Raw genomic sequence first — 21,997 nt, forward strand, 5'->3', positions numbered from 1 at the left:
AATAAGGTTATTTTAATCCTTTTCACATCTAAACCGTAAATATTTTCAGTCTTAATTTGAAATGATAAACCTAAACACTCTCTTACGGAGGCATAAAAAATGCCAGAATTGCCGGAAATGGAAACGTACCGAACGTTATTAAATCAAAAAATTAACTGGAAGATATTCAAAAATGTGCAAAGTGTATGACAGGGAGAGTGAAACTTGTAAAAGGTGTGGATCAAGAATCATTGTCCTGGCTGTCAAAAATAAGATTGTAAGTAGGGGTTAAAATGAGGTTTGGTTGTCATCTAAGCATTCGGGAAGGATATTTGGGAGCTGCCAAAAAATCAGTTTCTATAGGAGCGAAGGCATTTCAATATTTTCCTAAAAATCCGAGAACTCTATCTATTAAAGACTACAACGAAACAGATACAGTGAACTGCAAAGAGTACTGTCAGCAAAATGGCCTAATATCTGTATCCCATACACCTTATTCGACTAGTCTTACCCCCTCGGAAAACAAAAAAGATTTCATCATACAATCATTATTAAACGATCTTGAAATTACAGATGCATGCGGTTCTGTTGGGGCAGTTGTTCATTTTGGAAGCGAAATACATAAAAAAGATCCGCTTAAAAGCTATCAGTTAATGATCGAAATGCTTAATCATGTCCTATCAAAATGGGAGGGAGGGACTAAACTGCTCCTAGAGAACAATGCAGGCAAACCTGGATCGTTTGGAACAACTCTTGAAGAACTCATTCAAGTAAGAAATTTATGTGATTATCCTGAAAAAATTGGTTTTTGCCTTGATACATGTCATGCGTTTTCAAGCGGGCTTTGGAATGGTGACAACTGGGACGATCTTCTGGAAACAGGGAAGAAACTAGGGTATTTTGACCATTTAAAAGCTATTCATCTTAATAATTCAAAATATGATACTGGAAGCGGGAAAGACCGCCATGCTAATATAACTGAAGGTTTCATTAAAGAAAATCAATTTGAACAATTAATACTTACACCAGAATTAAAAGGCATTCCGTTTATTTTGGAAACTCCATCAGTATTAGGCTGGACCCATGAAAGTGAGATTAAGATGCTTTATGACAGGTGGGGAACGAAATGTCATTAGCTGGATTATTTTTGAATTGGAAGGATTATTAACGAAAACTCGTGGCCAGATAACCAATTGCAGGAACAAGATCAGAAACGAGAAGTCTTGGTCCAATCACTTTATATTTAAGAAGGGAGTGCTCAAATAAATTTGTGCTTCGTAAAAAGAGAGTTTAGTTCATAAATTATCGTTCACATCGAGATTTCGATTAATTCGCTTAACTCTGGCTCATATGTTATAGAAACTTGACAGAAAAAGTCGTGAACTAGTAAGCATTAGACCAGAAACGAAAAATTCGCTCACCATGAAGGGAAATGCTCAAATACCTTTAATCTACTTGTAAAAAGGGAGTTTGGATCATAGAGGAACTTTCACATCGTTAATTCGCTCAAATCGTTCACTCTCGCTCATTTGTCATTGAAAACGAACAGAAGGCAAAACTTTTCATTTGATCTTTAGTCAACTATAGCGTATGATACTAACAGAAGCTGCGTTGTACGTAATGATAATAAAGTTTTAACCTTTAAGCTGATATAGGGAGTTTTACATTGAAACCGGAATGTCATGCCTCCACGCAAGAGGACGACAGGATTGTTTCTGCAAACACCCACTTTGAGGAGTGGTGGTTTAAAACTTTCTTACGTTCATACGGCAAATGCAGCTCCTTACATAAAATAGTAAACCAGACTCCTTTCAGGAGCTGGTTTAATTTTTTTTGTTGGATAAGAAATTTAGGTTGGTCATAGTGTTAATTTGTTAAAGTAAGTTATCGTTGTCCAGATCCGAGTGCCCATATACTCTTAGGCCGCAAGGCAATTCGTCAAAATGGTTAAATTACAACCTTCACTGATGCCTTGTCCTTGTCGCTGACGGATAATGCTCTTCATTTTTCGTTTTGTTGATCCTGGGTTTCAGGAAAGGGATTTTTTAATTGAGGAAGGTAGTTGAATAATGGAATCACTTACTGGAAAAAAACGACTGAGGTTAGCTATACTTCTTGGCGCACTTGCAGCCCTGGGGCCATTCACTATAGATATGTATTTGCCATCATTTCCTACCATTGCAAGTGAATTACAAACAAATGCTTCATCTGTACAGCTTAGCTTAACTGCGTGTCTTTTGGGTATAGGATTAGGACAGCTTTTCATGGGTCCAATGAGTGATGTACAGGGCCGGCGTAAGCCTTTACTGATTGCTCTCGTATTCTATTTAAGTGCCTCCCTAATTTGCGCATTTTCGCCAAATATCTATTTCTTTATAATAGCACGGTTTATGCAAGGCTTCGCGGCATCTGCTGGCATCGTTATTTCACGTGCGATTGTTCGTGATGTATATAGCGGCAGAGAGCTTACTAAGTTTTTTTCGTTATTAATGCTTATTAATGGTCTGGTTCCCATACTAGCACCTGTCGTTGGAGGCGGCGTTCTTGCTTTCACAAACTGGAATGGGGTGTTCATTGTTTTAGGAGGCATAGGCACGATATTGTTTTTAGTTGTCTCTTTGAAACTAACAGAAACACTTCCTGTATATAAGCGGGTACCAAGTAACTTTGCTCAAACACTAAGAAATTTTCAGTCTTTGCTCAAGGATCGACAGTTCACAGGCTATGCTCTAGCACAAGGCTTTATGATGGCAGGGATATTTGCTTATGTGTCAGGTACACCTTTTGTTTATCAAAAAATTTATGGAGCTTCTCCACAAGCTTTTAGCTTACTTTTCGGTATGAACGGAATCGGGTTAATAATAGGAACTCAACTTGTCGGGCGTTTTACTGGTGTTATTTCAGAGAAAAGATTTTTGGAAATAGGTTTACTTATATCGAACACTTCTAGTATTTTCCTGTTACTTGCTGTACTTTTAAAAGGCCCGCTATTTACTATTGTTATTCCAATCTTCTTTTTTGTTTCATCTATTGGAATAATTTCAACTTCTTCCTTCTCGCTAGCTTTACAGTCTCAAAGCCATATTGCAGGAAGTGCTTCTGCTTTGCTGGGATTGCTTCCATTTATTTTAGGGTCCATTTCATCTCCGCTTGTAGGAATTGCAGGAGAAACTACAGCTGTTCCTATGGGTGTCATCATGTTTTCAGCCAGCTTCATTTCTCTCCTTTCATACCTTGGACTAGCAAGAACTTCAAAAAAGCAGTTAAGTCAATGTGCATGACTGAATAATCATCCAAATCAGAGCAGACCTTACGTTGAGTCTGCTCTGGCATTAAAATAAATCTATTGATACTGTTCCAACATTGAGAAAAATTCTTTTACAAATTGATAGAATACTTTTTCAGAAGGAGCAATGTCCCTGTTTTTTGGTATTATGATTCCGACAGATCGTCTTACTTGCGGCGTTTCAATTGGTATTTTTACAGTGAAGCGTGGAGTTGTTTCGTAAAATGTACTTTCAGGTAAAATTGTCACTCCAATGCCTGCTGAAACCAGGCCTTTAATCGCATCCAAATCCTCTCCCTCTGATAAGATTTTTGGTGTAAATCCAGCCTGTTTGCAAGCATCAACTGCGATCTTATGAAGTACATATCCATAAGGAAATAAGACAAAGGCATCGGTTCGCAAATCACTAAGGTTCAAGCTGCTTCTTTTTGATAAAGGATGTGATGTTGGAAGTAGCGCAGAAAAGTTTTCGGTAAATAAAATGTTGCCTGCAATGTCAGGGTCGTTCTTTGGGACAGGTCCGAGAAAAGCTAAATCAATCTCCCGGTTTTTAACTGCTTCAATTAAAAATTTATAAGAACCCTGCCGTAATTGAAAAGCTACGTTTGGATGCTTTTCTTTAAAAGCCGAAATGACATTTGGAAGCAGCTGACTTGCCAGGCTTGTTGGGAATCCGATTCTGATCGTTCCGCGTTCAGGGTCCAAATACTCGTCAATTTGTTTTTTTGCATATTCAATTGCCTTCATTGCTGTTTTTGTATGTTTTAGAAAGATCTTTCCGATAGGAGTTAATTTTACATTCCTGCCTTCTCGTTCAAATAAACTCACTCCAAGTTCGCCTTCAAGATTGGCAATTTGCCTGCTTATTGCCGACTGTGCCACGTGTAGATGTTCTGCTGCTTCAGAGACATGTTCTCTTTCAGCAACTTCCATAAAATATCGCAATTGACGAAGCTCCATTTTCATTCCTCCGATTACTTATCTCAAAATTAGATTGTTTTAATCTAAATTATATATTGTTTGCATTGATTTGAAAACGTACAATAGTAACAAGTGACCATTAACGGTAAAGAGTAAACTTACGGGGGAGATAATTATGACTTATAATCAAATACCAAAAGCACAAGGTCTCTACCGTCCTGAATTTGAACACGATGCATGTGGGATCGGCTTATACGCTCATATTAAAGGGCATGCTACACATGACATTGTTAAAAAAGGACTACAAATGCTTTGTCAATTAGACCATCGCGGCGGACAAGGAAGCGATCCGCTAACAGGAGACGGCGCAGGGCTAATGGTCCAAATTCCAGATAGATTCTTCCAAGAAAAATGTGACCAAATGAACTTGCCTGAAAAAGGCAAGTACGGAGTTGGAATGATCTTTTTCTCAAACGATGATGACGAGAGAAAAGAGATTGAGGCTCGTTTAAATTCATATATTGAACAAGAGGGACAGACTGTCCTTGGTTGGAGAAACGTCCCAGTAAATATCGAAACAATTGGACCAGTTGCAAAAGAAAGCTGTCCTGTCATTCGCCAAGTATTTATCGGTGCGAACAAAGACATTAAAGATGAATCAATTTTTGAACGAAAGCTATATATCATTCGAAAACAGGCTGAAAAATGGGCAAAAGAACGTGGACAGCGTTTTTATTTTGCAAGTCTTTCAAGCAGAACAATTGTCTACAAAGGCCTCCTGACTCCTGATCAAGTAGATGCTTTTTATATGGATCTACAGGATGAGGAATTTGTATCAGCGTTTGCATTAGTTCATTCCCGCTTTAGTACAAACACATTTCCGAGCTGGGAAAGAGCACATCCAAATCGTTATCTCATTCATAACGGCGAAATTAACACGCTTAGAGGGAATATGAATTGGATGACAGCGCGTGAACAGCAGTTTGTTTCTGAAGCATTTGGAGAAGATTTACCAAAGGTTCTCCCGATTTTAGATTCAGAAGGAAGCGACTCGTCAATCCTTGATAACGCACTTGAATTCTTTGTTATGGCAGGTCGTAAGCCTGCCCATGCAGCCATGATGATGATTCCTGAGCCTTGGGCAGAAAATCCACATATGTCAGAAGAAAAGAAAGCATTTTACGAATATCACAGTTGTCTTATGGAACCATGGGACGGCCCAACGGCGATTTCGTTTACGGATGGAAAACAAATTGGTGCGATTTTAGATCGGAATGGTCTACGTCCAGCGCGTTATTATGTGACTAAAGATGATTATATTATTTTTTCCTCAGAGGTCGGGGTTATTGATGTCGAGCAGGAAAATGTGTTATATAAGGATCGTTTAAGTCCAGGGAAAATGCTTCTGATCGACTTAGAAGAAGGACGCATTATTTCCGATGAGGAAATCAAATCAGAGATGGCACAAGCCTTCCCATATCAAAAGTGGCTGGATGGACAACTAATAAAATTAAATGATCAATTGCAAGAAACAGAAGAAGAAGTAACAGACTTAGTAGTGCAGCAAAAAGCGTTTGGTTATACGTATGAGGATATTCATAAATATTTAATTCCAGTAATAACCGAAGGAAAAGACCCGCTGGGTTCAATGGGAAATGATATGCCGCTTGCGGTATTATCAGACCGTCCGCAATCTTTGTTTAACTACTTTAAACAATTATTTGCACAAGTAACGAACCCGCCAATCGATGCGATTCGAGAGCAAATCGTTACTTCGGCAATGACATTGCTTGGAGCTGAAGGAAACTTACTCCATCCAAATGAAGATAATTGTCGCCGAATCCAACTTGATTCGCCTGTTTTATCCAATGCAGAGATTGCCCAGTTAAAAACAAACGTGTACCCGGAATTTAAGAGCCAGACCATCCAAACTGTCTTTACAGAAGATTTGGAAACTGAATTAGAACGAGTCTTTCTAGAAGCAGAAAAAGCAATCTCAGAAGGTGTCAGCCTCCTCATTTTGTCAGATCGTAATTTGACAGAAAAAGAGGCACCAATTCCGTCATTACTATCAGCAAGTGCATTACATCAGCACCTTGTACGTAAAGGAAAACGTACGAAGGTAAGCATTATTGTTGAGACAGGGGAAGCTAGAGAAGTTCATCACTTTGCTGCCTTAATCGGCTATGGAGCCGATGCTATTAACCCTTATCTTGCTTTTGCGACATATAAACAGGCTATATCAGAAGGCCATTTATCAACCAGCTATGAAGAAGCAGTAAGCAAGTACGTTAAAGGTGTTACTGAAGGTATCGTAAAAGTTATGTCTAAGATGGGAATTTCAACTGTACAAAGCTATCGTGGTGCACAAATTTTTGAAGCCGTTGGAATTAGTTCTAATGTTATTGATCGTTACTTTACCGGAACAGCATCACAGCTCGGTGGAATTGAACTTGATACCATCGCAAAAGAAGCGTTGATCCGTCATAAAGATGCATATGCAGATCAAATCGACGAAACATTGGAGTCAGGCAGTGACTTCCAATGGCGAAAAACAGGGGAACATCACGCGTTTAATCCGAAAACAATTCATACCCTTCAATGGGCATGCCGCAAAGATGACTATGATTTGTTTAAACAATATTCTCAAGCTGCAAATGAAGAGAGAATCGGTTTTTTACGTAACTTATTCTCTTATGATGAATCACGGCCAGCAATACCAATCTATGAAGTAGAATCCGTTGAATCAATTGTACGCCGTTTTAAAACAGGAGCAATGTCGTTTGGATCTCTAAGTAAAGAAGCTCATGAAACACTAGCTATTGCAATGAATCGCTTAGGCGGAAAAAGTAACAGCGGTGAGGGCGGAGAAGATTCAGCTCGTTATACGGCAGATGAAAATGGAGATCTTCGCAGAAGTTCCATCAAACAAATAGCGTCAGGTCGTTTTGGAGTGAAAAGCCATTACCTTGTCAATGCCGATGAGCTGCAAATAAAAATGGCTCAAGGAGCGAAACCTGGCGAAGGCGGACAGCTTCCTGGAAATAAAGTGTATCCTTGGGTTGCTGATGTGCGCGGCTCAACACCTGGTGTTGGTCTTATTTCACCGCCGCCGCACCATGATATTTATTCAATCGAAGATTTGGCACAGCTAATTCATGATCTGAAAAATGCCAACCGTGATGCAAGAATCAGCGTTAAGCTTGTAGCAAAAGCAGGCGTTGGGACAATTGCTGCTGGTGTTGCTAAAGGTGCAGCAGATGTCATTGTTATCAGCGGCTATGACGGAGGAACAGGTGCGTCTCCAAAAACAAGCATCAAACATACTGGTCTTCCGTGGGAGCTTGGTTTGGCAGAGGCACACCAAACGCTAATGCTTAACGGCTTACGCGATCGAGTTGTTTTAGAAACAGACGGGAAACTAATGACAGGCCAGGATGTTGTCATGGCAGCACTTTTAGGTGCTGAAGAATATGGGTTTGCTACTGCTCCACTCGTAGTTTTAGGGTGTGTTATGATGCGTGCGTGTCATTTAGATACATGTCCGGTTGGAGTAGCAACTCAAAATCCTGAACTTCGTGAAAAGTTTACTGGAGATCCTGATCATATCGTAAACTATATGCGCTTTGTTGCTCAAGAAGTGCGTGAGATTATGGCTCAGCTTGGTTTTAAAACAATGGACGAAATGGTGGGCCGTTCAGATGTTCTGAAAGTAAGTGACCGTGCAAAAGCCCATTGGAAAGCGAAGCATTTAGACTTATCGACTCTTCTTTATCAACCTAAAGGTGTGCGGACTTTTAAAACACCTCAAAATCATAAAATTGACGAGTCGCTTGATTTACGTGAAATATTACCGGCTGTGGAATCAGCAATTGAAAAGCAGGTTCCTGTTGAAGTGTCTTTCCCAATTAATAATACCAATCGTGTTGTAGGGACAATTGTCGGTAGTGAGGTATCAAAAAGCTTTGGTGAAAAAGGATTACCTGACGATACAATTACACTTCGCTTTACTGGCTCTGCCGGACAAAGCTTTGGGGCATTTGTACCAAAAGGGATGTCATTATATTTATCAGGAGATGCCAATGATTATGTAGGTAAAGGATTATCAGGCGGTAAATTGGTTGTCTCAGCGCCAAAAGATGCTACCCTTGAATCAGGTGAAAATGTTATTATCGGGAATGTTGCATTTTATGGTGCTACAAACGGTGATGCGTATATTAACGGACGGGCAGGAGAACGTTTTGCCGTTCGTAACAGTGGTGTAAACGTGGTTGTTGAAGGAATCGGCGACCATGGCTGTGAATATATGACAGGCGGACATGTCGTTATTTTAGGTGAAGTCGGCAAAAACTTTGGTGCAGGTATGTCAGGCGGTATTGCCTATGTATTAGCTGATAACCATGATGAGTTTAAAGCGTTGTGCAACAAAGAGATGATTGAGTTTGAAACGCTTGAAAATAAACAAGATGCTGGCACACTTAAGAAGATGATTTTCAATCATTTTAATAACACTGGAAGCTCAAAAGCTGCTTATGTTTTAGAGAACTGGGATGAGGTAGCTGATAAATTTGTTAAAGTTATTCCAAAAGACTATAAGAGAATGCTCGACCGCATTAAAGACGAAAAAGCAGCTGGCGTAACAGATGAAAAAGCAATTATGAATGCTTTTCAAGCAAGTACAAATAAACAAAAACAAGCACCGGCAAGTGAAAAAAGTACAGAAGCAGTAGTGTTGTAGGAAAGGAGAGAGGAAGATGGGAAAAGCAACAGGATTTATAGATTATCCGCGTGAAAAGGGAAAAGAAAGAAATCCTCGCACACGGATTGCCGACTGGAAAGAATATTCAGCCCCTTTCTCTGATGAAACTTTAAGCAGACAAGGAGCTCGCTGCATGGATTGCGGTACTCCTTTCTGTCATATGGGCACGGAGTTAAAAGGAGTTACAACCGGATGTCCAATTCACAACTTAATTCCTGAATGGAACGATTTAGTTTATCACGGCAAATGGAAAGAGGCGCTGGATCGGTTATTAAAAACAAACAATTTTCCTGAGTTCACAGGACGTGTTTGTCCTGCACCATGTGAGGGTTCTTGTACGGTGGCGATTTCTGACCCGGCTGTTGCTATTAAAAGTATTGAACGTACGATTATTGACAAGGGTTTCGAAAACGGCTGGATTACACCACGCATTCCAGAGAAACGGACTGGAAAGAAAGTCGCTATTGTCGGTTCAGGTCCTGCAGGCTTAGCGAGTGCTGATCAGCTTAACCAAGCTGGACACTCAGTAACAGTCTATGAGCGTTCAGACCGTGCGGGAGGATTACTCACATATGGAATCCCGAATATGAAGCTTGAAAAAGAAATTGTTGAACGCAGAATCAATTTGTTAAATCAAGAGGGCATCGAATTTGTTACAAACACAGAAATCGGAAAGGATATTACTCCTGAAGAGCTTCAGGAACAATACGACTCTGTCATCCTTTGTACAGGTGCGCAAAAACAAAGGGATTTAGTAATAGAAGGCCGCGAAGCAAACGGTGTTCACTTTGCGATGGACTATTTAACAACCTCTACGAAGAGTCTTTTAGATTCAAACTTTGAGGATGGAAAGTATATCGACACTGAAGGAAAAGATGTTATTGTGATCGGAGGCGGTGACACAGGTGCTGACTGTGTCGCAACAGCTCTTCGTCAAAACTGCCGTAGTGTCGTGCAATTCGGCAAACATCCAATCCTGCCATTGTCAAGAACGTCAGATAATATGTGGCCGGAATTCCCGAATGTTTTCACACTCGAATATGCATATGAAGAGGCGGAAGCAAAGTTTGGAAAAGATCCGCGTCAGTATTCAATCCAAACGAAAAAGATTGTGTCAGATGAGAATGGTAATGTAAAAGAACTGCATACAATCCAAATGGAAAAAGTAAAGAATGAACAGGGCCATTTCGTTTTCAACGAAATAGCAGGAACAGAAAAAGTATGGCCTGCAAACCACGTGTTTATTGCAATTGGTTTTGAAGGAACGGAGCAACCTCTATTAGAAAAGTTCGGTGTCAAAGCAACAAACCATAAAATCGAAGCCACCTATGGTGAATACAAGACAAATATAGACGGTGTTTTTGCCGCAGGTGATGCGAGAAGAGGCCAAAGCTTAATCGTTTGGGCAATTAATGAAGGTCGGGAAGCAGCACGTGAAGTAGATCGTTACTTGATGGGAAGTTCGAATTTACCATAAAAAACGGTTATTAAATATTTTAATGTTGCTTAGCTCAGGTTATCATTGACTAAGGTAAGGACAGTGGGCATTTGAATCGCCCACTGTCCTTTTTTTGTACAATTTTATCTTTCATATGGATAAAATTTGGGATTTTAATGCCGTAAAACGCAAAACATTGAAATTCTTTATTTTCCTGACATTGCCCTTTAGATAAAAATTGATTAAAACATCGAAGAAAATTGAACCACTGCCAAACCAATAAATAAAAGTATACAAGATCCTAATACAGCATTTGTTACCCAGCCATTTTTATAATCAATATCTACCCGTTTTGAATTTAAGAGCCAGATTAAAGTAAAAGCGAGAAACGGCATAAATATGGCTCCAAGGGCTCCATGGATAATGACAAGACCAACTGGTTTACCAAGGAAGAGCAGCAGCATTGGAGGGAAAGTTAACCAGATTAAATAAAAACGATAGGCTGGATCTTTTTCTGATACAGGTTTGTCAGAAACATTTTCTTTTCTACGCAATGTTCGAACAAAATCGGCAAAAAGATATGGGACACCATTCCAAACGCCAAGCAGTGAAGAAAAAGCTGCAGACCAAGCTCCAAGCAAAAACATCCATTGTACAATACTGCCAAATTCATCTGCAAGCATGACAGACAGTGTAATTAGCCCTTGTTCGTCTTCAACTTTAATTCCTGATCCAAATAAAAATTCAGCCCCAACAATTAATAACGACAGGGTGAAAATAGCAGTCACAATATATGCAACAGAGTTATCCACTCTCATCATGGAGATCCAAGATTTCCCTCTCCACTTTTTCTCTTGAAGCCAATAGCCATATGACGCCATCGTAATCGTCCCGCCTACACCGCCAATTAAGCCCAGTACTAGTAAGAATGATCCTGATTCTAACCGTGGTACAAGAATCCCGTTTAAAATACTTCCGATATCAGGCAGCAACACGACTGCTGTGCCAACAACTGTCACAAACATAATGCCAATCAGGACGAGCATGACACGCTCGAAAATGATGTATTTACCAGTCCATATGAGTGCAAACCCAGCAAGTAAATGAATGATCGCCCATGCCCATAACGGCATAATTGGAAACATTGCCGTCATCATCAGAGCACATGTAGAGGCGGCCGCAGCACCATATAAAAATCCCCATATAATCGAATAAATACCAAAGTAGCCAGTTGCCCAACGTCCCAAAGAATGCCAACCTTCTAAAATAGTTTTTCCTGTTGCTAAATGCCAGCGTCCAATACCTTCTGTTAAATAAAATTTTAATAAAGCCCCTAAAATAATTGCCCAGCCAAGCGTCGTTCCGAATCCCACTCCCGCCACAAGGGCAGCAATTAGATCACCAGTACCAACACCTGTTGCTGCTGTTACAAAGCCGGGTCCAACATTTTTGAGTTTTTGACCTATAGTTTTTGGGGGCGTTGGAACCGTGATCTGCTCCGGTTTAACTTCTGGAATCATTGTGATACCTCCTCCTGTATAAAAAGCTACAAAATTAAAATTAATATTTCTGAGTATTGAATCCGCTTCCATTTTGTATCAGCTTGATGGGTTATTTGTTATAAGTCCAATCATTAGTAGAAGAATAGAATAATTTGCATATGGTTACTGCCTTTTCTCAAGATTTTATCATTTTATACCCCCTCGGATGATTTTACTTAATTCTAAACTTCATTCAGTTGTAATACAACAATCATTTTATTTGTATTACAACTTATTTTATTTTTCTTGATTTTCTTGATGTTAGGTCATAGAATTAAGGTAAATTAGAATAAATTGTTTAAATTAGCATACAAAAACACATTAACTTTGTCTATACTTTTTATGATTGCAATATTTGTATTATAAATTATGGAGAAGGAGATTAAGAGCAATGTATGATTATTTAATAATTGGTGGAGGAATCGTTGGACTGTCGACTGGCTATGCACTTAGTGAGTGTTACCCACATGCAAAAATTGCTATTATAGAGAAAGAACGTACACTAGCTAACCATCAAACCGGACATAATAGTGGAGTTATTCATTCTGGTATTTATTATAAGCCGGGCAGCTATAAAGCTAAATTTGCACGTGAGGGAAATGAGGCCATGATAACCTTTTGTAAAAAACATGGGATCAAATATGAGGTGTGTGGAAAGGTAATCGTTGCAACAGATCCAGAAGAACTGCCATTTATGGATAACTTATATAAACGAGGGTTGCAGAATGGATTGAATGTAGCGAAAATTGGAGTGGAAGAACTAAAAGATGTTGAACCCCATGTTAGAGGAATTGGTGCCATACGTGTTCCAAGCTGTGGAATTGCCGATTACAAGGGGGTTTCTCAAACCTTTGCCCGTCTTATCCAAGAAAGGGGAGGAAAAGTGCATCTTGCCACAAAAGTGGAGAAGATTAATGAGAAAAGTGATCGAATTACGATTGAAACAAATCGGGGCACATTTAAATCTCACTTCTTAATTAACTGTGCCGGACTACAAAGTGACCGAGTGGCAAAAATGAGCGGCTTGGGCACTGAAGCGAAAATTGTCCCATTCAGAGGGGAGTATTATGAATTAGTGCCAGATAAAAAACATCTTGTTAAACATCTTATTTATCCTGTACCGAATCCTGACTTCCCTTTCCTTGGTGTTCATTTCACCAGAATGATAAATGGTGAGGTACATGCAGGACCTAATGCTGTGCTTAGCTTTAAACGAGAAGGCTATAAAAAAACAGATTTTAACTTCAAAGACTTTTTTGAAGTGATGACGTACACAGGTTTTTGGAAAATGGCAGTTCCAAATATGAAGGAAGGCTTAAACGAAATGTTTCGTTCCTTTAGTAAGCAAGCATTTCTACGCAGTTTGCAAAGGCTTATTCCAGAATTAACTGAGAACGATATAGTGCCAACACATGCAGGTGTGAGAGCACAAGCTCTTAAGCAGGATGGAAGTATGGTGGACGATTTTTTAATTGATTCTAATCGACGTTCTATCCATATTTTAAATGCGCCTTCACCTGCGGCAACTGCTTCAATTTCTATTGGCAGGGCTATATGTGAACAGGTTCCGAAACCGCCTGCTTTAAATGTCTTTCCCAAATATATATGAAGAAGGAAGATAATAACTTGATGCAAAAGGAGAAAGTATCACAAAAAATATCACGGGAATTACTAGTTATGATTGAGAATGGAAAATTTCCGCCAGGCTCAAAACTTCCTACAGAATTGGAATTAGCTGAATTGTTCGGTGTTAGTCGAATGCCTATTCGGGAAGCTTTAAGTGTATTACGAGCTATGGGTCTCATTTCTTCTCAGCAAGGTGGAGGAAGTTATGTTGAAGAAATTATCCCAAGTTCACTAAGTCAGCATTTTCACATTCAAAAAGCAGAGGGGGAGAGCATCCAACACCTATTTGAAATGCGAAAAATATTAGAACCAGAGGCGGCTTTTTTAGCTGCATCCAGGAGAACAGCCAATGAATTAGAAAGAATGCGAGAAGTATTAAAGTGGATGGAAGAAGATTTTATTGTTAAAGAAAAGACTGGCAGAGAAGCTGATTTTGAATTCCATCGAACAATTATTCAAGCTACCCACAATTCAGTAATGATTCTTATGCTGGAAAACCTGTCTACTCTTTACAATAAAGTATTAGAGATTACCCTTAAGCAAAATGTTGGACTTGCAAGAAAAAGAGAAATTGTCTATAAAGAACACGAAAATATTTTTTTAGCGATCGAAGCAGAAGAGCCGGAACTAGCGAAGGTGCAGTCAATCATTCACTTGAAAAACGTAGAAAGGAAACTTCAATTATTATAAAATTGGACCAATGGAATAAGGCACAGTGAGATAATGAGCAAGGTTGATTGAAAATTATAAGAAAATTATGGGTTGATTATTGTCTGTGTTCATTATAAAATGGAAAAAATCAATTAAATGAAAACACAATGAATGGGAGTATTAAGGAGTATTTATTGTTTAGAGAGCTGTCGGCAGGTGAGAGACAGTCAATAAATCCCCAAACTCGCCCATGAGTGGTAAGGCTGATATGTAGGTCTTAACGGTTGACCACCGTAATCCAGTTGTTAAGTGGATTCGCCTGAGTTTTATCATGCGAATCAAAAAGAGTGGTACCACGTAGGCAAAGCCTGTCGTCTCTTATGAGATGATAGGCTTTTTTATTTTAAGCAAAGGAAGTATTATCAGTGAAAGGGTGAACGGCAAAGTGAAAAATTTCGACAAGTATTCCAGAAGTTACTTTATGCCACCAGTGAAAAGTTTGAAGTGGACGGAGAAGGAGTATATTACCGAAGCTCCTTTATGGTGCAGTGTGGATCTTCGAGATGGGAATCAGGCTTTGGTTGTCCCTATGAGTCTGGAAGAGAAGTTAGAATATTTCCAATTGCTTTTGAAAATAGGGTTCAAGGAAATAGAAGTTGGCTTTCCCGCTGCATCGGAAACAGAATATACTTTTTTGCGTACATTGATCGAACAAGATTTGATCCCGGATGATGTAACCATTCAAGTGCTAACCCAGTCAAGGGAACATATTATAAGAAAAACGTTTGAATCGCTTAAAGGTGTGAATAAAGCAGTAGTGCACCTTTACAATTCAACATCAGTGGCCCAGCGGGAGCAGGTATTCAAGAAATCCAAGAAAGAAATTATCGATATTGCTGTTACTGGTGCAAAATTGCTTAAGAAATATGCTGCTGAAACCGAGGGGAACTTCAAATTTCAGTATTCACCAGAGAGCTTTACAGGTACAGAATTGGATTTTGCCCTTGATATATGCAATCAGGTGATTGATGTATGGAAGCCGACAGCTGATAACAAGATCATCATCAACCTGCCAGCTACGGTATCTCTTTCTATGCCTCACGTATATGCAAGCCAGATTGAATACATGAGTGATAATCTGAACTCCAGAGAGAACGTTATCTTATCACTGCATCCACACAATGACAGAGGAAGCGGTATTGCAGATGCGGAGCTGGGAATGTTAGCCGGAGGGCAAAGAATCGAGGGTACGCTGTTTGGGAATGGGGAAAGAACAGGCAACGTAGATATTGTTACGTTAGCTCTGAATATGTTTTCGCATGGAGTGGATCCTGAACTCCATTTGGAAAATATCCCTGAAATTGTTGCCATATATGAACGTATCACAAATATGAGGATTAATGAGAGACAACCATATGCAGGTAAGCTTGTATTCGCTGCATTTTCAGGCTCACATCAGGATGCAATTGCTAAAGGTATGAAAATAAGAGAAGAAATGGAATGTGAGTATTGGACGGTCCCGTATTTATTAATTGATCCAAAGGATATTGGAAGAGAGTATGAAGGAGATGTCATCCGTATTAACAGCCAGTCGGGTAAAGGGGGGATCGGTTATCTTCTTCAGCAGCAATATGGGCTTGATCTTCCACTTCAAATGCGTGAGAGCTTCGGGTACGCTGTTAAAAATGTATCGGATCGTCTTCATAAAGAGCTTATGTCTAATGAAATATATGACATTTTCATAAATGAATATGTGAATATAAAAACTCCTGTCGAGTTTATCAATTTCAGATATATTCAAAATGATGATTACCAAACGATTGTATCCATCCTGATAAATGATGAAGTTCAGGAGATTACAGGCGTGGGGAACGGAAGACTAGACGCCATCAGCAACTCTCTCCAATCTAAACTGGGGATCCATTATAAAGATTTGGTCTATAAGGAGCATGCTTTAGAAATAGGATCGGGATCAAAAGCTGTATCTTACGTTGGTTTAACCGCAGAGGATGGTGCTGTTTATTGGGGTTCTGGGATTGACGTAGATATTATGACCTCTTCTGTAAAAGCTCTGTTTAGTGCAGTTAACAACATGATGACCTGCGAACGGCTTCCAATTGAAAATGATCTTTCCTTGACAAAAAAATGAGCGGCAAATATTGAAGCAAGTGACTAAAACAGCGGGCAGTTCCCTCCTCCTTTCTTAAAAGCTTCTACTGAAGTCAAAGAGAGGAAATTACTGCCCGTTGATTTTAATAACTCCTATCAACTATATAAGGTTGACGAATCATAATAACCATTGGCGCTAATGAGATCAGGAAACAGCACGAGGCAATAAACGGAAGTACAGACCACTTAAGAATGGAGTATCCGAGCATCGTCTGCCAGCCGATGGCCACTAATCCAAGTAAGTAAGCGATGCCTGTTAAATGGATCAATCTAATGCGTACCGAAGGAAGAAGCGTTTTGCGTTCAGTCAGCCAAGCGACAAAAGGTACTGCTTGTAGAGAATGGAATCCGAGACCATGAAGCCAAATGATATTTCCATGGAGGCCAGTGAAACGACCCTGGTTGATAGATATCCAAATACCTGCTGCAAACGAGACCATGACAGCAATCATTGCATAGCGAATGCTCAATACAAGCTCCGGACGTAATATATATGCTTTCCTGCGGAAAAATTGAATCCCCAAGAATAGATAAAACAGTACTAACAGCAAAGCCACAAAAGTAAAACCTGTACTAACAGCGAAATCGAAGGTTGTGCCGTCCTTCACGAACCTCGGGTTTATGCCGCGAAAATTTTGCAAGGTTTCCGCAAAGTAAGAATAAAGCGCGAGAATGATATAAGACCATCGAAAGATAGCCTTACTTTTTGTTCCCATCGCAGATAACGGAATGATCGCCGCCGTTGACAACAGAAACATACCAAGTGCAGCATTAAAGGAGAAGGCTTTCGAAACATCTCCATCAGGAGCTACCGATCCCCCATATAGTATGACCCACACTCCGCATATCCCTGCAAGTAGAAAACCAAGCAGCCCGGTAAGCACCAGCCATCTCTCTCCTTCAAAAAGCTTGATTAATGGGTTTACATCACCAAGTACCCTATTATTCAATCTCGTATCCCCTTCCTATAAGGATTTATTACTTTCATAGTACAGGAAGGTTATGACGAATCTTACCGGCGCAAGATTGAATTCCAACTGGGACTAATAATGTTTTTGTTCTCCGTCTAAGGTCTTATAAGCGGAGAATACATACCTGAGAAACGATGGTTCAAGTCACTTCAAGAGACCCAGGTCTTAGTGAAAGTTACATCCGAAGTTGCTTTTTGAAACCGATTTATCCATTTTATCCTTAAAAGGATGAATGAGTGGGTCAAGTTGATGAGGCGAAAAGCAGGTACTTTTGTATTGATCTTGTTAATTCGCTTATTGGGTAAGAATTGGCTGGAAAACCCATATTATTCTTTCTTACTTATCCTCTGAATAATCTCATGCAAATCATCTGGCTTATGAAACTCAATCGGCGAAACACCTTTTTCAAACTGAATGCTGTCTGCTTCAACTAATAATACATATCGTCCATTAATCTTGCCTAAATGAATATTCTCCCCAAAGTCAGCAAGCAATCCTTTTATAGAAGTCTCACCGAGCTTCATCTTTAGTTCAAGGTCAGGAGTTTGTTCGACCATATGGGAGGAGGCTTCGACTACTTGTTCTGTTGTTAAACGCTCTTGTATCTCCCGCTTTTCACTGGCTTCCCAAATTTCCATTTCATGCTCAAATTGCTGACGTTCCTGACTGTTTTCCTCATATGATTCCAGCACATGCTCCTGCACCATATCCATCACTTGGGCCTTCATGATTTCAGGCATGGATTCTCCATATTCAACAAACTTTAAAAAGTCTTCAAAGTAACGAGCGTGCGATGCCTGATGGATTTTCAATTCGCCTTCTTCAATCATTCCTTCTTCAGGCATGTGAGGATACTGGATAGATTTCATGTTTTTAGTTGTGATCGCCATTTCGACATTACGGATAAGAGTTGATTCATCAGCAATTGATGCGACCTTAGGTTCAAAATCACATTTCATAATAAATGCAAAAGAGTCATCAAAATATTTTTTTGGGGTGGCCCTAGCAACTAGAAATGCTCCTCCGCGCACAGCACTTGTATCAAGGTAAGAGCGAACAAATTCTTCACTTACTTTCTTAAAATCCTCTTTAGATTCAGCAACAAGGACTCGAGAAAAGATATTGTAATTTGGGTTTGAACTTAATTCATGACCTCGTTCAACAATAAAATGACCAAGTTTTGTCGGCACTTGTTCAGACTTTGGGTGACGTTCAACCTTTCGCTTAACAATTTTCTTCAACTCCCCGTCAAGAAAATCTTTTAGAGCACTTTGCTCGTATTCTTCCGTATTTAACGTTTGAAAATGCTTATACCTACTGTTTGTCTGATCATCTTTTCCTTCTATATGAACCACGTAAAATGAGAGAAACTTAATCTCAAATTCCATTAACTCATCACCCAATTTCATTTTTTTCGGCTATTCAAGTATAGAAAATAGGAGATTATGAGTCAATTTTATTTTGTTCTAGTAAATTGTTGCATTAAAAGAAACTTATTCACCAAATATACTCGTGACCTATTAAAAAGAGTTGGGTGTATTATTGAATATCGATCTCTTATGAACATTTGGTAGTTCAAGAAAAAAATTTCATCTGTTGATATTTGGTATTTTATGATGAGTTAAAAATAATAACCTATTTATATATAAGATCTTCAAAAGGAAAGAAAGAAAGCCCAATTTCTAGTTGATACAGCTGGGAAAATGGACTTCTAAATAATGTAAAGATAAAAGACTTAATTTTTTCATTGTCGGTTTTTCTAATTTCAAAGATCCTTGAAAAAAAATGACCAATTAAATGGTACAAAACACTTTTGGTTAAGATAATTAAGCATGTACGTCTATCCTAAGTTGACCCTGTGATCTTCCCCAGGTTCTTGATAAATATCAACACCCAACCTTTCCAATACATCAACAGCTTCTTTTACTGGTAGTTTGGAAGTTGAAATTCTTCAATTATTACTTCTTGAATTTCATCTATATTTGAAAGTGTAAGCTTTTCAGATTCTCCGTCACTTTTCCGTATGCTCAGGATATTGTTCACTAAAGAAAGGCTACGTTTTTTATCGAGCTTCCACATTTTGGCAGCGTAATGTATTCATAAAAAGGGTCTTAGGCTGAAAGTATTCGTCAATGGCTGGCTCGAAGTCATGGAATTGAACATCTTTTTTCGTGTCAAATGACCAATGTGTTTGCTTGATTATTTTTCCATCTACGTATCGTTTAAACGTATAGACCCCATCTTCATCTTCCTTCTCAATGACCAAATGAAGGAAAATCAAATGTTATGTGAAGAAACAAATGAAACCTTGAGTATTCTGATGGAAAAATGGAAGATTGTTATATTGTTTCATTTGCTGTACGGAGGAACTAAACGGTTTGGTGAATTAAAGAGATTGATACAGGGTATTACTCAAAAAATCCTCACCAATCAATTAAGAGAACTTGAGGATCAGGATATTATCGGTAGAAAGGTCTATCCGGAAGTTCCACCACGAGTTGAATATTCCATAACGGAATATGGAAAAAGCTTGCAACCTATTTTAGAAGAGCTTTATAAGTGGGGGGATGCTCATTTAAATCATAGGGAAAACAAAAAGAGAAACCAATCTATTGATTGAGAAGGTGTAACAGTATGGATAGCGCTATAAAACCTATAACCGGATTCCGAAAAGTGAAAATGTAAATATTATTATGCAGTTTGAGAGCGAAGAAGAAATTAGAAAAGTGTTTGATGATCTGGTTACAAATGTTGGACATGTCAATATGAAATTAGAAAATACTTTCTTTGCTGGCCTTACTTGGACAAGTGTCGGACGGCTATTCGAATTCTTTGTGTCGGATGAATTGAGATGAAATCAAGTCCTTCTATACTGAAAAAGTTTACTTCAATCGATTCATCGCTCGTTGCTTTTATTCCGCCTGTAATTTCACATAAGAAACAACTCGAAAATTGCTGACGAACTTCACCGTCTGCATAAGTAATGATCTGATTTGGATTACTGTAGACACCAGTTAACTTTTGAACAATAATATCAAACCCTGTTTCCTCTTTTACCTCTCGTATAATCGCTTCTTCAACATTTTCTCCAGGATCTACTTTCCCCCAAGGTAAGGACCACTTAGTTATCTGCCCGTTTTTGAAGAAGTAGCTTATTCTTGTTGGTAGAAAATAAAACGGCTGATTCAGCAGGGACAATTGAATTTGGTTTCAGGGCAGTTTCATCAAAATAATAATCTTTTCTTTTCATTTTACCCTCCACTATTTCTCTAAAAAGAATTATACATTTATTATTGCAGAACAAGAAAACCTTATGAGGGAGTTGTTAATTTTTAGGAGGATGAGTTACATGAAAATTCAAGAAAGGGAAAGTCTCTTTACTTTGTAACCGAAATGATATCAGAAGCATCAGACTTCATGTATTTCTAAGGTTCAGAGATAAAGCAGCTAAAATGATTACCCGCCCCCAACTATTTTGGAGAGGTGTTTTCTGTCATAGATAGATGTTTAAACTGCTTTGGTTTAATATAGTTAGTAGATAAAATAAAAGCCGAGAGCTAAGCTGGGAAGAAAGAAGGCAACTAGTAAACGCCGCTAGTTTATATTATATAGAAGGATTAACTCAAGAACAGATTACTAAACGGGTCGGTGTGTCCAGGCCTGTTATCCCAAAACAGCTCCAAAAGGCAAAAGAAAATGGAATTGTTGAAGTGTTTATAAAAGATGAAAGCGTACATACAGTTGAATTAGAAAAAGAACTTGAAGAAAAGTTTGGTTTAAAGGATGTTGTTGTTCCTACTTCCAGCTCCTTATCAGAGTTAATTAATAAGGCGATCGGTCAGGCTGCGGCTAATTACGTATCAAAAAACTTAAAACGCGTAAAGAAGATAGGAATCAGCTGGGGAACTACCTTGGCAGAGTTTGTTAAAGAATATCCGTTTGAAAGAAGAGCCGAAATGAAAATCGTTCCTTTAGTCGGAGGCATGGGGGGACAATATGTTGATATTCATTCCAATCAATTAGCATATGAACTAGCAAAAAAAATGAATGCAGCATGCTCGTATCTCTATATTCCGGCTTTCATTGAGTCAGAAGAATTAGAACGCTTAGTTAATATGAATGACGTAAAATTTGTACTTGAAGAAGGTAAAAGCGTAGATATGGCACTTGTCGGTATAGGGACACCTTATCATGATTCAATATTGAAAAAAATCGGATATTTAACTGATAAAGACATAGAGGAATTTAGAAGAGCCGGTGCTGTTGGGGGACATTTCATCCCGATTTGTCGATATTAATGGACAATCTGTCAATCATAATATTAATGAAAAGGTTGTTGGGATAACGTTGGAGGAACTAAAGGAAATTCAATTTGTTGTTGGTGTTGCAGAAGGATTAAATAAATTGGAAAGTATTTTAGGAGCGTTGCAAGGTCATTATATTGATGGATTAATAATTGACGAAGCAACTGCTGCAGCTATTTTAGAGAAATTATAATTACTAATATTCTGCTATAATCTTAATTAAAAAATGCAATTATTTTATATAGGTTTATTTTCACAATGAATATTAATTATAATAATGTATAATTATAAAATTAGCTATTCCTCTGAAGAAAAGATGCCCCGACACCAAATGATAAAGGAGTTTATATAA

General features: G+C 38.7%; 16 protein-coding genes, 1 other RNA gene and 1 other annotated feature. Of the genes, 11 read left to right on the forward strand and 6 right to left on the reverse strand.

Going from position 1 to position 21,997, the window contains the following annotated elements; genetic code table 11:
• The first annotated feature begins 272 nt into the window (after nucleotides 1–272).
• The 3 genes from IC621_RS15950 to IC621_RS15960 all read left to right on the forward strand — a co-directional run bounded on the left by IC621_RS15950 (nucleotide 273) and on the right by IC621_RS15960 (nucleotide 3,260).
• Nucleotides 273–1,115, forward strand: coding sequence for a deoxyribonuclease IV (locus IC621_RS15950; RefSeq protein WP_191159326.1), 843 nt, complete (start codon nucleotides 273–275; stop codon nucleotides 1,113–1,115).
• A 464-nt stretch (nucleotides 1,116–1,579) separates the two neighbouring features.
• Nucleotides 1,580–1,765, forward strand: a non-coding RNA gene (ssrS, locus tag IC621_RS15955) — 6S RNA.
• Between the two features lie 283 nt (nucleotides 1,766–2,048).
• Nucleotides 2,049–3,260 (forward strand): Bcr/CflA family multidrug efflux MFS transporter, encoded by a 1,212-nt coding sequence (locus tag IC621_RS15960; RefSeq protein ID WP_191159327.1) that lies wholly within the window; start codon nucleotides 2,049–2,051, stop codon nucleotides 3,258–3,260.
• A gap of 62 nt (nucleotides 3,261–3,322) precedes the next feature.
• Here IC621_RS15960 and IC621_RS15965 read toward each other — a convergent pair whose 3' ends face one another.
• Entirely contained in the window at nucleotides 3,323–4,225 is a 903-nt protein-coding gene (locus tag IC621_RS15965) for a LysR family transcriptional regulator (RefSeq protein ID WP_191159328.1), read from the reverse strand.
• A gap of 136 nt (nucleotides 4,226–4,361) precedes the next feature.
• Here IC621_RS15965 and gltB point away from each other — a divergent pair, with 136 nt between their 5' ends.
• Together gltB and gltD are read left to right on the forward strand one after the other, a co-directional pair.
• Nucleotides 4,362–8,924: a glutamate synthase large subunit gene (gene gltB, locus IC621_RS15970; RefSeq protein ID WP_191159329.1), complete on the forward strand. Its 4,563-nt coding sequence runs from the start codon at nucleotides 4,362–4,364 to the stop codon at nucleotides 8,922–8,924.
• A 16-nt stretch (nucleotides 8,925–8,940) separates the two neighbouring features.
• A complete protein-coding gene (gene gltD / locus IC621_RS15975) occupies nucleotides 8,941–10,422 on the forward strand; it encodes a glutamate synthase small subunit (protein ID WP_191159330.1) in 1,482 nt (493 codons plus the stop codon).
• A gap of 203 nt (nucleotides 10,423–10,625) precedes the next feature.
• Here the strand turns inward: gltD and IC621_RS15980 are convergent, their stop codons facing one another.
• Complete coding sequence (locus tag IC621_RS15980) at nucleotides 10,626–11,903, reverse strand: Nramp family divalent metal transporter (RefSeq protein WP_191159331.1); 1,278 nt, start codon at nucleotides 11,901–11,903, stop codon at nucleotides 10,626–10,628.
• Between the two features lie 412 nt (nucleotides 11,904–12,315).
• On the opposite strand from IC621_RS15980, the gene lhgO reads away from it, so the two are divergent.
• The 3 genes from lhgO to IC621_RS15995 all read left to right on the forward strand — a co-directional run bounded on the left by lhgO (nucleotide 12,316) and on the right by IC621_RS15995 (nucleotide 16,350).
• Nucleotides 12,316–13,533 (forward strand): L-2-hydroxyglutarate oxidase, encoded by a 1,218-nt coding sequence (gene lhgO / locus IC621_RS15985; protein ID WP_191159332.1) that lies wholly within the window; start codon nucleotides 12,316–12,318, stop codon nucleotides 13,531–13,533.
• 20 nt (nucleotides 13,534–13,553) lie between these two features.
• Nucleotides 13,554–14,240, forward strand: coding sequence for a FadR/GntR family transcriptional regulator (locus IC621_RS15990; RefSeq protein ID WP_224752585.1), 687 nt, complete (start codon nucleotides 13,554–13,556; stop codon nucleotides 14,238–14,240).
• A gap of 119 nt (nucleotides 14,241–14,359) precedes the next feature.
• Nucleotides 14,360–14,583, forward strand: a binding site (T-box leader).
• A gap of 63 nt (nucleotides 14,584–14,646) precedes the next feature.
• Nucleotides 14,647–16,350 (forward strand): 2-isopropylmalate synthase, encoded by a 1,704-nt coding sequence (locus IC621_RS15995; RefSeq protein ID WP_191159334.1) that lies wholly within the window; start codon nucleotides 14,647–14,649, stop codon nucleotides 16,348–16,350.
• A 103-nt stretch (nucleotides 16,351–16,453) separates the two neighbouring features.
• Here the strand turns inward: IC621_RS15995 and IC621_RS16000 are convergent, their stop codons facing one another.
• The 3 genes from IC621_RS16000 to IC621_RS16010 all read right to left on the reverse strand — a co-directional run bounded on the left by IC621_RS16000 (nucleotide 16,454) and on the right by IC621_RS16010 (nucleotide 19,607).
• Nucleotides 16,454–17,320 (reverse strand): hypothetical protein, encoded by an 867-nt coding sequence (locus tag IC621_RS16000; RefSeq protein ID WP_191159335.1) that lies wholly within the window; start codon nucleotides 17,318–17,320, stop codon nucleotides 16,454–16,456.
• Nucleotides 17,321–17,667: 347 nt separating this feature from the next.
• Nucleotides 17,668–18,729, reverse strand: a complete 1,062-nt coding sequence (locus IC621_RS16005) for a DUF3900 domain-containing protein (RefSeq protein WP_191159336.1) — start codon at nucleotides 18,727–18,729, stop codon at nucleotides 17,668–17,670.
• A 674-nt stretch (nucleotides 18,730–19,403) separates the two neighbouring features.
• A complete protein-coding gene (locus tag IC621_RS16010) occupies nucleotides 19,404–19,607 on the reverse strand; it encodes a hypothetical protein (protein ID WP_191159380.1) in 204 nt (67 codons plus the stop codon).
• Between the two features lie 15 nt (nucleotides 19,608–19,622).
• Between IC621_RS16010 and IC621_RS16015 the strand changes: the two genes are divergently transcribed.
• Nucleotides 19,623–19,961 (forward strand): winged helix-turn-helix transcriptional regulator, encoded by a 339-nt coding sequence (locus IC621_RS16015; RefSeq protein WP_224752580.1) that lies wholly within the window; start codon nucleotides 19,623–19,625, stop codon nucleotides 19,959–19,961.
• A gap of 176 nt (nucleotides 19,962–20,137) precedes the next feature.
• Here IC621_RS16015 and IC621_RS16020 read toward each other — a convergent pair whose 3' ends face one another.
• Entirely contained in the window at nucleotides 20,138–20,539 is a 402-nt protein-coding gene (locus tag IC621_RS16020; protein WP_224752581.1) for an NUDIX hydrolase, read from the reverse strand.
• Nucleotides 20,540–20,991: 452 nt separating this feature from the next.
• On the opposite strand from IC621_RS16020, the gene IC621_RS16025 reads away from it, so the two are divergent.
• Entirely contained in the window at nucleotides 20,992–21,639 is a 648-nt protein-coding gene (locus tag IC621_RS16025; protein WP_318153065.1) for a sugar-binding transcriptional regulator, read from the forward strand.
• The gene (locus tag IC621_RS26870) at nucleotides 21,605–21,838 is read left to right on the forward strand and encodes a sugar-binding domain-containing protein (RefSeq protein ID WP_263575992.1); all 234 of its coding nucleotides are present in this window, start codon (nucleotides 21,605–21,607) and stop codon (nucleotides 21,836–21,838) included. Before IC621_RS16025 ends, IC621_RS26870 begins: the two co-directional genes overlap by 35 nt.
• The last annotated feature ends 159 nt before the right edge of the window (nucleotides 21,839–21,997 follow it).

It is taken from the genome of Metabacillus arenae, from assembly GCF_014773385.1.
In the GTDB taxonomy this organism is placed as follows: Bacteria; Bacillota; Bacilli; order Bacillales; family Bacillaceae; genus Metabacillus_D; species Metabacillus_D arenae.

What these genes read in the sequence shown, in the direction of transcription:
- IC621_RS15960 (WP_191159327.1), top strand. Translation starts at nt 2,049, where the DNA reads ATGGAATCACTTACTGGAAAAAAACGACTGAGGTTAGCTATACTTCTT.
- gltD (WP_191159330.1), top strand. Translation starts at nt 8,941, where the DNA reads ATGGGAAAAGCAACAGGATTTATAGATTATCCGCGTGAAAAGGGAAAA.
- gltB (WP_191159329.1), top strand. Translation starts at nt 4,362, where the DNA reads ATGACTTATAATCAAATACCAAAAGCACAAGGTCTCTACCGTCCTGAA.
- IC621_RS15980 (WP_191159331.1), bottom strand. Translation starts at nt 11,903, where the DNA reads ATGATTCCAGAAGTTAAACCGGAGCAGATCACGGTTCCAACGCCCCCA.
- IC621_RS16015 (WP_224752580.1), top strand. Translation starts at nt 19,623, where the DNA reads ATGTTATGTGAAGAAACAAATGAAACCTTGAGTATTCTGATGGAAAAA.
- lhgO (WP_191159332.1), top strand. Translation starts at nt 12,316, where the DNA reads ATGTATGATTATTTAATAATTGGTGGAGGAATCGTTGGACTGTCGACT.
- IC621_RS15950 (WP_191159326.1), top strand. Translation starts at nt 273, where the DNA reads ATGAGGTTTGGTTGTCATCTAAGCATTCGGGAAGGATATTTGGGAGCT.
- IC621_RS15990 (WP_224752585.1), top strand. Translation starts at nt 13,554, where the DNA reads ATGCAAAAGGAGAAAGTATCACAAAAAATATCACGGGAATTACTAGTT.
- IC621_RS16005 (WP_191159336.1), bottom strand. Translation starts at nt 18,729, where the DNA reads ATGGAATTTGAGATTAAGTTTCTCTCATTTTACGTGGTTCATATAGAA.
- IC621_RS15965 (WP_191159328.1), bottom strand. Translation starts at nt 4,225, where the DNA reads ATGGAGCTTCGTCAATTGCGATATTTTATGGAAGTTGCTGAAAGAGAA.